Genomic DNA, 12,596 nt, shown 5'->3' on the forward strand with positions numbered 1-12,596 from the left:
AGCGCGAAAGCAAGAGGCTGATCGCGCCTCTCAAGCAGTCGTACCCAGAATCGGCAAGCGCATGCACCGCCCCACCAGTCGATGTCACGTACGTATCGCCCATGTTTCGCGTGCCCGATATGTACTAAAAGTGTGAATGTGTCTCGTCACCTCGGTAATGTCCCACTCCGAGAAGACACATCCCCCGAGGGGAGCAGGCGCATGGACATCACCACCATTACCGACGTGATACGCCGACCACCGGATCGCCCAGGGAACGTGTGGCGTCCCGGCGACGCCTGGCTCGCGGGAGGAACGTGGCTGTTCTCAGCAGAACAACCCGACACGCGTCGACTGGTCGACCTCACCGCGCTCGGTTGGACACCACTGGAGGTCGGCCCGACTCATTTCGGTGTCGGAGCTACGTGCACCGTTGCCGAACTGTATGCGTTTGTCCCGCCGGACAATTGGCGTGCGAGTCCACTTATTCGCGTCAGCTGCGAGTACTTCCTCTCTTCCTTCAAGGTGTGGAATTCGGCCACCGTAGGCGGCAACATCTGTATGTCACTTCCGGCCGGACCGATGATCACCCTGGCAGTTGCGCTCGAGGCTTCGTTGACACTATGGGCAACCGACGGAACCGTGAGGACCGTCGACGCGTGCGACTTCGTGACCGGTGACCACCAGAATGTCCTGGAGCCGGGCGAAGTCCTTCGGAGCATCGAGTTCCCGGTGCACGCACTCACCAAACGGCACGCCCACCGCCGCTTCAGTCTCACGCACCTCGGCCGTTCGACGATCTTCATGATCGCGACGCAGACTCCTGGCGCCGACGACTTTCACCTCACCATCACCGCCGGCACCACCCATCCGATCCGGCTGACGTTCGACACGATGCCGGACGAGCACTCTCTGCGACGAGCCGTCGACTCCATTTCGGCCGACAGTTGGTTCGACGATCCCAACGGAACCCCCGACCACCGCCTCCACCTCGCCCGCCACTACGCCGACGAGCTCCGAAACGAACTCACGGGGAGCCAGTCATGAGCTACACGGTGAACGACCGGCAGTTCCACGAGGAGCCGTTCCCGGGACAGTGTCTCCGGACGTTTCTTCGGCACCTCGGACACCACGGGGTGAAGAAGGGGTGCGACGGCGGGGACTGCGGGGCGTGCACAGTGTGGCTCGACGGAGCGCCGATACACAGCTGCATCACGCCCGCCTTTCGCGCCGACGGTCGCGCGGTAACCACGATCGAGGGACTCGGCACGCCCGAAGATCTCCATCCGATTCAGCAGCAGTTCCGGGATGCACCCGGCTTTCAGTGTGGGTTCTGCACCGCCGGGATGATCATGACCTCGGCGGCGCTCACCGACGCGCAGAAAGAAGACTTGCCGCGAGCGCTCAAGGGAAACCTGTGCCGCTGCACCGGTTACCGATCCATCGAAGACGCGGTCAACGGTGTCGGTGCTATCGAAGTTGCCCTCCCGGGACATGCCGTCGGAACCAGCGTCGGGGCGCCGGCGGCCACCGACGTGGTGACCGGCCGAGCCGAATACACTATGGACACCGCGATCGACGGCATGCTGCATCTGAAAGTGCTGCACTCGCCTCACGCACATGCCCGCGTCACCTCCATCGACACCACCGAGGCGCTCGCCGTCCCCGGTGTCCATCGCGTCTACACCTGGAAAGACGTGCCGCGCAAGCTCTTCACCACGGCAATTCATACCGACCACCTTGTCGATCCGGACGACACCTACATTCTCGACAACGTCGTGCGGTTCGTGGGTCAGCGTGTAGTGGCCGTCCTCGCCGACTCCGTCGTCGCTGCGGAAGAAGGCCGTCGGAAGGTGAAGGTCGATTACGAGATCCTGCCTTCCGTGTTCGATCCGGAAGAGGCCATGGCCGACGACGCTCCAGCCCTGCACGGATCCGACGATCCCTTTGTTCGAGATCCCGAGCACAACATCCTGCTCGAACTTCACGGTCATGTGGGCGACGTCGAGGCCGGGTTCGCCGAGGCCGACGTCATCCACGAAGGCACCTACTTCTCGCCGCGGGTTCAGCACGCGCACCTCGAGACGCACGGTTCGATCTCCTGGATGGAAGACGGACGCCTTCACGTTCGCACAAGTTCGCAGTCCCCCTCCATCGCCAAGGTCAAACTCGCCCATCTCTTCGACCTCCGCCCGGATCAGCTACGCGTGTTCTGCAAACGCGTGGGCGGCGGGTTCGGAGGAAAACAGGAAGTGATCAGCGAGGATCTGGTGGCGCTCGCCACCCTCGACACCGGTCGTCCCGTCTGCCTCGAGTTCACCCGAGAAGAAGAGTTCACCACCGCGTCGCCGCGTCATCCGATGAAGCTCACGATCAAGCTCGGCGCCAAGTCGGACGGAACCCTCACAGCCTTTCAGTACCGAAACATCTCGAACACCGGTGCGTACGGAAACCACGGTGGAGAGACACTCTTTGCCGGCGGCGCGGCGGTCTCGCTCTACCGCTGCGCCAACAAGAAGTTCGATGCGTATTCCGTGTACACCAACAATGTTCCGAGCGGCGCTCTACGTGGGTACGGGATGACGCAACCGGCCTTTGCCGTGGAATCGGCCATGACCGAATTGGCCATCGCGCTGGACATGGATCCGCTCGAACTGCGTCGACGCAATATCGTCCGACCGGGCGATTCGCTCGTCGCACTCGAAGACGGCCCAGACGACGTGATCTTCACCGAAGACGGACTGGGGCAATGCATAGATCTGATCGACACCGCGTTGAAGCGCCAACCGGTTCCCTCGCTCGGAGACGATTGGCTGATCGGCACCGGTACCGCCAGTTCACTACACGAGACCGCGCCACCCACCGAGCACATTTCCGAGGCCTGGCTCACCCTCGGCGAAGACTGTGTATACGAACTTGCCATCGGCACAGTCGAATTCGGTGAGGGAACTTCTACCGCCCACGTGCAGATCGCCGCGAATCAGCTGGGCACAACACCGTCACGTGTACGAATCATTCAGTCGGACACCGACCGAACCGGTTTCGACACAGGCGCTTTCGCCAGCGCCGGCCTGTTTGTCGCTGGGAACGCGGTACTTCGCGCGTCGAATGCGCTCCGCGATCGCCTACTTGCCTTCGCCGCGCACCACACCGGCGTGTCGATTGACCAGTGCTCGATGGACGACGACAAGATCGTCTGCGGTAGTACTCGATTAACACTGCAAGAGATACTCGAGGCCGCACGCCCGCGCGGGATCCGATTCACCGAGGCGCGGAAGGCATACGGATCTCCGCGCAGCGTGGTGTCCAACACTCATGGCTTCCGGATTGCCGTCCATCGCATCACCGGCGAGATCCGCATTCTCTACAGCGTCCAAGCCACCGACGCTGGGGTGATCATCAATCCGGCGCAGGTGCGGGGACAGATCGAAGGTGGCGTCGCCCAGGGCATCGGCTTCGCACTCACCGAGAACTTCCACGTAGACGCAAACGGCGCGATGATGAACCCGAATCTACGTAACTACCGGATCCCGACATATGCAGATATCCCACGCACGGAGGTGATCCTCGTCGAGTCATCAGACTCCGTCGGCCCACTCCGCTCCAAGGGCATGGCGGAGTGCTGCATCAATCCGGTTGCCCCTGCATTGGCGAACGCACTGCAGGATGCAACCGGGTCACGATTCCGGTCACTACCGCTCACCCCGGAACGCATCTACTCAGGCCTGAACCGATGACCGCGAACACGTCGGCGGACAGCGCCGCGACGGTCATAATCGGCCAGCGAGTGCGTGCCGGACTGGAGAAAGAATTCGAGGTCTGGCAGAAAGATCTCAACCGAGCCGCCGCAGATTACGCGGGCTTCCTCGGGGCAGAAATCGCGGCTCCGACGCCCACCCAACCCGATTGGGTGATCGTGTACCGATTCGACTCCATCGCTCATGTTCAAGCGTGGATCAACAGCGCGACGAGGCAGAACTACCTCGACAGCGGTCGTCAGTTCTTCGACGGCCCGGCCACGCAGCAGGTAGTGAGCGGCGGGATCAGGCCTCCGGACCCACTGCTGACCGTCGTAGTGACGCACCGAGTCGGTGACGACAGCATCGACGAGTTCCTTGCCTGGCAGGATCGCCTTCGGGAGGTGGAGAGTGCTTTCGACGGATTCCGCGGCACCGAACTGTTTCGCCCCGTCGACGGTGTGCAGGATGAATGGACCCTGCTGTATCGCTTCGACAATGCTGCCCACCTCGATACGTGGCTGACTTCCCCTGAGCGACAACAACTCCTCGCCGAGGGCCGCAAGTTTCACGACTTCGAACTGCGAACCGTGGACAATTCGTTCGGCAGTTGGTTTGCCTTCGACGAGAACGGAAACGAGGCCCCTCCACCTTCGGAGACAAAAACCTCGATCGCGGTCTGGGTCGGTCTCTACCCGACTGTCGTCTTGCTTACTTTGGCGCTGTCACCGCTGAAGCTGCCACTCTGGCTCGGATTGTTGATCGGCAATCTGCTGTCGAGCTTCATCATGAGTTTCTTCACGATGCCGTACTACGTGAATCGACTCCTGCGCCGTTGGCTGCGTCCGCCTCCGGGGATTCCTGTCGCAAAAACCAACGCACAAGGGGTGGCAATCGTCGCTGCGGTGACCTTGTTCTGGGTGGTCGTCTTCTATCTGGTGACTACTCAGTTCTGGTCGCTGCCTTGAACTCTCCGGTACACGAAAATGCCAGCGTATGCTCCGGGGCATTATTCCGACGGCTTTCACACCCCGGAAACGCACACCCACCATCATGCACCGCCAACGCCCGCCGCTGCGGAACCGTCGCCGTTCTCACTTCCCTACCGCACTCGAGCCGAACACCATTCTCGTCCAACAAGATCCGAGGACCGTGCAATCGCACGCCAACATCCGTGTCGCCACTGATCGGCCCCACCCAATCCGTCCACGCGAACCCCAGTTCCCAATTCGTCGAACCATGCAACCACTGCGCGATCGCCGCGCACAGGTGGATTATGGAATGCTGGCGCCGAATTCGGTCCGACGTCAACCTCGACTGCTGGAGCACTGTACAACTTTCGATTGATGCGCTCCGTCCACGGTGAACCGTAGTGTGACCCCGTGACGGAAAACGCATCGGCCTCAGCGCTCTCTCCTGCCCCACGCATATCCAAGTGGTGGAGCCTCGTCGTACTCGCGCTGGGCCTGGCGATGATCGTCATGGACGGCACTATTGTGGCCGTCGCCCTCCCGACAATCATCGACGACCTGCACCTGAACATTACTGACGCACAGTGGGTGAACTCGCTCTACGCGATCGTGTTCGCCGCGCTATTGCTGACCACTGGCAACCTCGGCGATCGCCTGGGCCGGCGCAATATTTTCCTCGTCGGCATCGCTCTGTTCCTCGCCGGCAGCCTCTGGGCGGCCAAGTCCGGGAGCGCCGAGATGCTCATCTCCGCGCGTGCACTGCAGGGCGTTGGTGGCGCGTGCATCCTCCCGTCCACACTTTCGACAGTCAACGCGACCTTCCGCGGAAAGGATCGGGCCGCCGCATTCGGTGTCTGGGGGGCGGTCATGGCCGGCGCCGCCGCACTCGGCCCGCTGCTCGGCGGCTGGCTTACCAGCTCGTTCAGCTGGCAGTGGATCTTCTACGTCAACATCCCCATCGGCCTTGTATTGATAGTCGCAGCGCTGGTTGTGATCCCCGAGACCCGCTCCGGCGACTCCCGCCCCGGCTTCGACGTGGATGGGCTATTGCTCAGTGCGATCGGCTTCGGTGCACTCGTCTTCGCGATCATCGAGGGCAGCACCCTCGGCTGGTGGAAGCCACTCAAAGACTTGAGCCTCTTCGGTATGACGTGGTCTGCGGACATGCCCCTCTCGATCGTGCCGATCCTGCTACTCCTGGCTGCCGTAGTGTTGACGCTGTTCGTGTTCTGGGAACGCCACCGTGCCAGAGTCAATCGGTCCGCACTTCTAGATCTGCACATGTTCTACACCCCCACCTTCAGCTGGGGGAACATCGCCGCGATGATGATCGCGGTCGGCGAGTTCGGCTTGATCTTCGCGCTGCCACTGTTCCTGATCAATGCCATCGGCCTGAGCACCCTCGGCGCCGGCTTCGTACTGGCCACGATGGCAGCCGGCGCCTTTCTCTCCGGCACCATGGCCCGTCACCTGGCGGCTGCGATCGGTGCAGCCGGCACAGTCGTTGTCGGCGTCGTCCTCGAGATCATCGGCGTGTTGGCACTCGTACTCGTCATCAGCGCGGACGTCTCCCCTGTCACGGTCGGTGCAGTGCTCGTGATCCACGGTGTCGGCCTCGGCCTGGCGTCCGCGCAACTTACCAGCACCGTGTTGTCCGATATACCGGTAGACCTGTCCGGGCAGGGCTCCGCCACGCAGAGCACCGTTCGACAGATCGGCTCGGCGCTCGGCTCCGCAGTCGTCGGCGCGGTCCTGTCGATCGGACTGGCCCACTACCTCGGCAGTATCCAGGGTTCCGCGGAGAACTTCACCGACGCCACCCGAGAATCCGCGGGCGGCGCGATCGCCGGCCTACGCGCGAGTCACGGCCCCGACGAGGTCATCCATCAGTTGTCCGAGGCCTTCGCCTCAGCCACTCAATGGGCGATGGTCGCAGCGATCGCATTCCTCGCCCTCGGCCTAGCGGCGTCTCTGCGGGTACTGCGGGTCACACGCCAGGAGAGCTCGACAGATGACTCGACGGGCGAAGACGAGCTGCTAACCGATCCCACCTGTACCGACGTCTGACCGCATCTCCTGGAATCAAAGGTCCACGGGGTGCTCGACATTGACGCGCAGCACTCGCGGAAACGAGCCGGTGCCCCGTCCGGCCGACGGTTGCACGAGGTCGCTGATTCGAGACGGCATCCCGTTTCGGGGATTAGTGTTGATACGAAATCTTTCGATGTCGACAAGCCTGCCACCATCTGATTCGACGCGCACTCGCACAGAGCACCAGTGGCTCGAACGCGGAACATCATCGATGCAATCGCACGGAGTCGGGTCAGGTGAGCTGATGACGTCAATGACCGGTCGACATACCACCCACCGGGGGATGAGTCTGGGCTGCGCCGTTCGCTTCGAGGTTGTCGAAACCCAGATCTTGCAGGTAGCGGGCTACGGAGTCGAGTCGCCGGGTTCGGTCCGGATGGATGCTATGTACGGCGATGTTCAGCGCCAACCTGAGGCAGGTCAGCATCAATCGCCGCAGATTGACTTCCACTCGCCGGCTCAGTTGCCTTCGGGGCCGCACTTGCATGTTCGGGTCTGGTGTTCAGTGTCCTGGCCGCTGTGTCGGCCTAAGTCAGTGCGAGTGCGCTCCCGTGGTTCTGCCCTTGGTTTGGGCCATTCGAATCCAGCCTTACGTCGACGAATGCTGGGGGTACTCGCACCGAGCGTCTTCGCGGCAGCAACGCCTACCTGATCGACGTACGCTTTGCTGCCTCGACGGAACGTGGGCACTGGCCTGATCACGCAACGTGAAAGAGCAACTCTGGCATCGCCAAGTCTCAGCGGCACTTTCGTGTTTGCATGGCGAATGCAGCGCGGAACACTTCCAACGTGAATCATGGGACTGGGACTCTGGGGCCTACAGATCGAAGCGCCACACAAAGCGTCAATGGACAGGTAGAGAACAGTCGGACTATCCGAGACCTCATCGTGCGCGTGGGCGCGTCCTCTTCGTTCGAGAAGCCCTTCATCGGTTACGCATTCGTCTTTTGCTGGGCATTGCGCCGCGGCACATTCGGTGTTCGCGTCGATGCGGCTGTACACCGCGGAAATGCGCAGCGCGTTGAACCGGTTATCGCTGGGGGTGTCGGCCGAATCCGGTGGGAGTGAGTCACATCGCCTATGGCTCGATCGGTTCCACAATTGCCCCTCCCTCACCGGAATCGCTGCTGGAGTGACTTTCGGAATGACAGTCGGAGATGTAGTCGGCACCGCACCTGGCGACGTCGGCGCCACCTCTGTCAAGTTACCGGCACGTTCAACTGCCTGAGCCGATGCTCGATCTCGAACCATTACACACGCCCAAGCTGTCAGTACGACGTTGTCACGGTGGCGTCTGTGTGCCGAGACCCAAGTGCCAGCACGGCTCTAAACCCTTCGGCGACGGCTGTCATCAATGCGGGTTGGTCCGGAACTGCTCTCACGTCGACGTTGATCCCGACACACATGTGCGAGTCGTAAGACATCAAAGTCGCGTTGAAAGCCGATCCGAGGGTAGGACTGAATGCGAATTGGCGAATTATCCGCGCACCGGCGAGGTACAACGGTGTCGAAGAACCAACGACGTTGGATGCAACAAAATCCATGTGCTTGAGCATGTCGCATGTGACCGCGACCGGCAGCAAGTTCAGCATTCTGGCCAAGTGAGGAGATAGCGGAATCGCCGGCTCGTTCCGCCAACTTTCTACGATGGCGTGAACACGACGGATCAATTTCTCCGGATCTGCAATATCGACCGGAAGAGCAAACCTTGCAAGCGTGATTCGGTTGCCTCCCAGCGGATCACGACTGTCACGCAGACTGATCGGCAACGTCACCATCAGTTGATTCGGTACGTCACCGTGGCCTCTGTGGTAGCCGGCCATGCCCAGTAGAAGTGCAGACAAGAACGCGTCGTTTACCGAGCATTGTGTGCCCGCCGCTGCAGTGGTCAGTGCCGCCACCGGAAATTCGATCACACCGAAACCACGGCGCGTACTCCGAGCAGTCATCACTGGCGACATCGTTCTGGTCGCCGGTCGCGTCATACGCGCCGTCGATCCGAAGATTCGTACGACGTCGTGCATCGTAGCGGCGGGATGGCGCACTGCGTGCGCGGCACTTCGGGCCACCGCTTCGGTCATCGCCGCACGTGAGTCTCCTGGTGTGGAACGAACAACAGGTGGCCTGAATTCGTGGCCGTCCTGACTTGATCCGCCAGTCCGCGTGTCATCGGTAATTTCGCGTGTCAGTTGCATACCCCCGACCCCGTCGGTCAAGGAATGATGAACTTTGACTACCAGCGCTGTTGCACCGCCGCCTAGCCCATCGAGCACGGTGAGCTCCCATAACGGACGATCCTTGTCGAAGGCTGCCATCCCGCTCATGCGGGCAAAATCCAGGACGCCTTTCCACCCACCTGGTGGTGGCACGGAAGACCTTCGAAGGTGCCAACTCAGGTCGAAGTCCGCGTCATCCACCCAACGTGGTGGACTCCACGGAAATTGTCGCGCAACCGCTTTACACCTGAAGATCGGAACTACATCGATGGCGTGGTTCATCGCGGCGGTCAATCGTTCGTGATCCGGGAGCCTGTCCAGCACGATGATCGAGACGATTGTCGAGCGGAGGACCGGATCGGCCTCCATCCGCCAAGACATCAGGTCGGTCTGCGTCATCGATCGCTCGTTTGCGCCGCTCATGGCCACTCGATTCACTCGTCGGCGTAATCCTTCAAGGATTGGCGATTCTCAAGGCCTCAATCGAACCTCGTCAACGCCTGGAACGGTCGAAGCAAGTGCAGTCACGACACCTCGCTCGGGATCATCGTCGGAAATCCCACTGACTGTCAGCATTCCGTCGACATAACCCACTGCCCATCGGTCGGGCCCGCCATAGACGTCAAGTCGATGGCGCACTTCGTCAGCGATCCGATCGGGGTCCAGGGCCAGCAGTCCGATCAAATCCTGGCGGGTCACCACTCCGATTACGTCCCTCTCACGAACGATCGGAACCGCGCGCAGCCCAGAACGCAGCATCTCGGATGCGATGTCATTGACCACGACATCTTCGGTCATTGCCACCACGGGTTGTGTCATCACGTCAGCGACGGATTGTTCGGTCGACTCGGTCGCGTGTTCCTGTGACAGTCGTTCGAACCCACTTCTGAGAAGATCGCCTTCGGACACGATCCCGACCAGTCGCTTCTGCTCGTCGACTACTGGGAGTGCCGAAAAACCTGACCGCGCAATCTCTCGTAGACAGTCACCTACACTTCGCGCCTGATCGATTGTCGTCACAGGGCTACTCATGATGTCTCGTGCACGCATGACAATTCTCCTCTGGTTATCCCGCTGGACGTCCGATCTCGCGAACGCAGGAATGCGACGAACCGATGTCCCCAGCGTGACAAACATCGACCGTGAACCGGAAGTGTCTTCGGCATCCTGCGCACTGGAAATCGGCCCCGAGCGGAGTGACTTCCGCCTCTGTAGACCTGATGCGGGAAAGGGTTTGCTGAACACTGTCGCTCGCTAACCCACGCGCATAGCACTCGGACGGGAGAGCTCATGAAAGCGAGTTCCATAGATGCCAGACGCCGGTGGGTAGTACCGATCGACGCCGTCGGACCCGAAGACGCACCGACCGTCGGCGGCAAAGCCGCGAATCTCGGCGAACTGAGGCGATCGAACTTTCCGGTTCCGCCGGGGTTCGTAATCACCACCTGCGGCTATCTCGACGCCATGGAAGCTTCCGGGTTGAGAGACGACCTGAAATCAGGGGAACTACCGTCTACCCGCAGCGCCGAGGAGGCAGTCACAGCATCACTCGTGCCCAAAGCACTGCAAGAGCAGATCATCGACGCCTATCGCGCGCTGGGGCCTTCAGGTACGCGAGTAGCGGTCCGTTCGTCCGCTCCCGCAGAAGACGCGTCCGATACCTCGTACGCGGGCATTCACGAAAGTTTCACAAATGTCGCCGGTGACGAAGGCTTGATCGATGCCGTACGGCAGTGTTGGGCATCGTTATGGTCGGATCGAGCATTGTCGTACCGCAATCTCCAAGGCGTTGCGGACGAGCCGTCGCTGGCAGTTGTCGTCCAACTGATGGTCGACTCGGACCAATCGGGAGTCGTATTCACTGCCGACCCGCGCACCGGTGCGCGGGACCGCATGGTCATCGAAGCTGCCACCGGATTGGGGGAAGTCGTAGTGGGTGGACAAGTGGAACCAGACACTTACGTAGTGTCGAAACCTGACTTCGACATCATCGATGTGCATATCGGTTCACAGGCATTCGCGATCTCGCTGTCCGAAGGGACTGAAAAGGCGTCGGAAATACCTCTCTCACAACGCGAACACCAGATCCTTACCGACGACCAGATCCACCAGCTCGCAGCATTGGCCGCAGCCGTGGAAGAACATTACCGGCGACCACAAGACCTCGAATTCGCCTACAGCGGAGGACAACTGTGGCTGGTCCAGACACGCCCGATCACCACCCTTTCCGAGCAACCGGAAGCACTGGCCGAGGCCCAACACGACGTCGGCGAAAAAGCACGTGTCCTCGCCCAGGGATTGGGCGCCGGGCCGGGAACTGCTACCGGACGCGTCCGAGTCCTGCGTTCAGTGGCCGACGGTCGTGATTTGGTCGACGGCGAAATACTGGTGGCCCCGATGACGCGACCGGACTGGTTACCGGTTCTCCGACGAGCCGCCGCCATCGTCACCGACGGCGGTGGCATTACCTGCCACGCAGCTATCGTGGGCCGCGAACTCGGCCGACCGGTTGTCGTCGGAACACGCACGGCAACAAAGGATCTTGCAGACGGGACTTTGATCACAGTCGACGGAACTGCAGGAACGGTCATTGCTGCAGATTCCGCAACCGCCGACTCCTCGAAAAATGCGACCACCACCATGCCGAGGACAATGCCGACACCCCGTTCGACAACCGCGACATCCGTCTACGTGAACCTGGCGACTCCCGAAGCTGCAGAACGGACAGCCGACACAGACGTCGACGGAGTAGGACTCTTGCGAGCTGAATTCCTGATCATGGACGCTCTTGAAGGGCTGCATCCCCACACGATGATCGCCCGAGGTCTCCACGGAGAGTACGTGGCCAAAATGTCCTCTGCCCTGTCACGTATTGCCGCCGCTTTCGGAGCCCGACCGGTCATCTACCGCGCAATAGACCTCCGCACCAACGAGTTTGCACATCTCGAAGGTGGTGACATCGAACACCACGAAGACAATCCCATGATCGGCTACCGAGGCTGTTTTCGCTACGTGCGGGAACCGGAATTGTTCGCGCTCGATCTCGATGTCATCGCCGAAACGCGAAAGAACTATCCGAACGTGCACTTGATGATTCCCTTCGTTCGCACCGAATGGGAGCTCGCGCGCTGTTTGGCACAATTGGATGCCCACCCGCTCGGGGCGGACCACCGGATGCTTCGATGGGTGATGGCTGAGATACCCTCGGTTGCCCACTGGATTCCCAGGTACGCGGCAATGGGCATCGACGGAGTGTCGATCGGCACCAACGATCTCACTCAACTGGTGCTCGGAGTCGACCGGGATTCGGAGATTTGCCAAGAACTCTTCGACACCATGGATCCTGCCGTCCTCGAAACCATCGACACCATCATCGAGCGTGCCACCCTCGCGGGCATGACGACCTCACTGTGCGGACAGGCAGTGTCAACCAACCCAACTCTGGCCGAACACCTCGTGAGGCAAGGCATCACGTCGGTTTCCGTGACCCCGGACGCAGTTGACACCGCTCGCCATGCAATCGCGGTCGCTGAACGACGAATCATCCTCGCCCGAGCTCGTTCGAGCGGACGCCGACATCCGAGTCGATGGCTTGACTGAGC

Annotated in this window: 8 protein-coding genes and 1 pseudogene; 5 read left to right on the forward strand and 4 right to left on the reverse strand. The window is 61.1% G+C overall.

Annotated features, from left to right (window positions below):
- Positions 1-201: 201 nt before the first annotated feature.
- Genes RA302_RS16090 through RA302_RS16100 form a run of 3 tightly spaced genes read left to right on the forward strand, consistent with a single transcriptional unit; the run spans position 202 to position 4,684 of the window.
- Entirely contained in the window at positions 202-1,026 is an 825-nt protein-coding gene (locus RA302_RS16090) for an FAD binding domain-containing protein (RefSeq protein WP_231783428.1), read from the forward strand.
- Complete coding sequence (locus tag RA302_RS16095) at positions 1,023-3,716, forward strand: molybdopterin cofactor-binding domain-containing protein (RefSeq protein WP_338477310.1); 2,694 nt, start codon at positions 1,023-1,025, stop codon at positions 3,714-3,716. Before RA302_RS16090 ends, RA302_RS16095 begins: the two co-directional genes overlap by 4 nt.
- Complete coding sequence (locus RA302_RS16100; protein ID WP_338477311.1) at positions 3,713-4,684, forward strand: antibiotic biosynthesis monooxygenase; 972 nt, start codon at positions 3,713-3,715, stop codon at positions 4,682-4,684. Before RA302_RS16095 ends, RA302_RS16100 begins: the two co-directional genes overlap by 4 nt.
- 58 nt (positions 4,685-4,742) lie before the next feature.
- On the opposite strand, the pseudogene RA302_RS16105 reads toward RA302_RS16100, so the two are convergent.
- A pseudogene (locus RA302_RS16105) lies at positions 4,743-4,952 on the reverse strand (HNH endonuclease); the annotation flags it as partial.
- Between the two features lie 146 nt (positions 4,953-5,098).
- Here RA302_RS16105 and RA302_RS16110 point away from each other — a divergent pair.
- Positions 5,099-6,754, forward strand: coding sequence for an MFS transporter (locus tag RA302_RS16110; RefSeq protein WP_338477312.1), 1,656 nt, complete (start codon positions 5,099-5,101; stop codon positions 6,752-6,754).
- Positions 6,755-7,028: 274 nt separating this feature from the next.
- On the opposite strand, the gene RA302_RS16115 is transcribed toward RA302_RS16110, so the two are convergent.
- The 3 genes from RA302_RS16115 to RA302_RS16125 form a co-directional block, all read right to left on the reverse strand.
- Complete coding sequence (locus RA302_RS16115) at positions 7,029-7,229, reverse strand: hypothetical protein (protein ID WP_054186594.1); 201 nt, start codon at positions 7,227-7,229, stop codon at positions 7,029-7,031.
- Positions 7,230-8,046: 817 nt separating this feature from the next.
- A complete protein-coding gene (locus RA302_RS16120) occupies positions 8,047-9,393 on the reverse strand; it encodes a wax ester/triacylglycerol synthase domain-containing protein (RefSeq protein WP_232318949.1) in 1,347 nt (448 codons plus the stop codon).
- Positions 9,394-9,465: 72 nt separating this feature from the next.
- Positions 9,466-10,044, reverse strand: a complete 579-nt coding sequence (locus RA302_RS16125; protein ID WP_054186596.1) for a CBS domain-containing protein — start codon at positions 10,042-10,044, stop codon at positions 9,466-9,468.
- 240 nt (positions 10,045-10,284) lie between these two features.
- On the opposite strand from RA302_RS16125, the gene ppsA reads away from it, so the two are divergent.
- A complete protein-coding gene (gene ppsA / locus RA302_RS16130) occupies positions 10,285-12,594 on the forward strand; it encodes a phosphoenolpyruvate synthase (protein ID WP_338477313.1) in 2,310 nt (769 codons plus the stop codon).
- The last annotated feature ends 2 nt before the right edge of the window (positions 12,595-12,596 follow it).

This window comes from Rhodococcus sp. DN22 (assembly GCF_036669995.1).
Lineage (GTDB): Bacteria > Actinomycetota > Actinomycetes > Mycobacteriales > Mycobacteriaceae > Rhodococcus_F > Rhodococcus_F erythropolis.

What these genes read in the sequence shown, in the direction of transcription:
- RA302_RS16090 (WP_231783428.1), top strand. Translation starts at nt 202, where the DNA reads ATGGACATCACCACCATTACCGACGTGATACGCCGACCACCGGATCGC.
- RA302_RS16095 (WP_338477310.1), top strand. Translation starts at nt 1,023, where the DNA reads ATGAGCTACACGGTGAACGACCGGCAGTTCCACGAGGAGCCGTTCCCG.
- RA302_RS16100 (WP_338477311.1), top strand. Translation starts at nt 3,713, where the DNA reads ATGACCGCGAACACGTCGGCGGACAGCGCCGCGACGGTCATAATCGGC.
- RA302_RS16120 (WP_232318949.1), bottom strand. Translation starts at nt 9,393, where the DNA reads ATGACGCAGACCGACCTGATGTCTTGGCGGATGGAGGCCGATCCGGTC.
- RA302_RS16125 (WP_054186596.1), bottom strand. Translation starts at nt 10,044, where the DNA reads ATGCGTGCACGAGACATCATGAGTAGCCCTGTGACGACAATCGATCAG.
- ppsA (WP_338477313.1), top strand. Translation starts at nt 10,285, where the DNA reads ATGAAAGCGAGTTCCATAGATGCCAGACGCCGGTGGGTAGTACCGATC.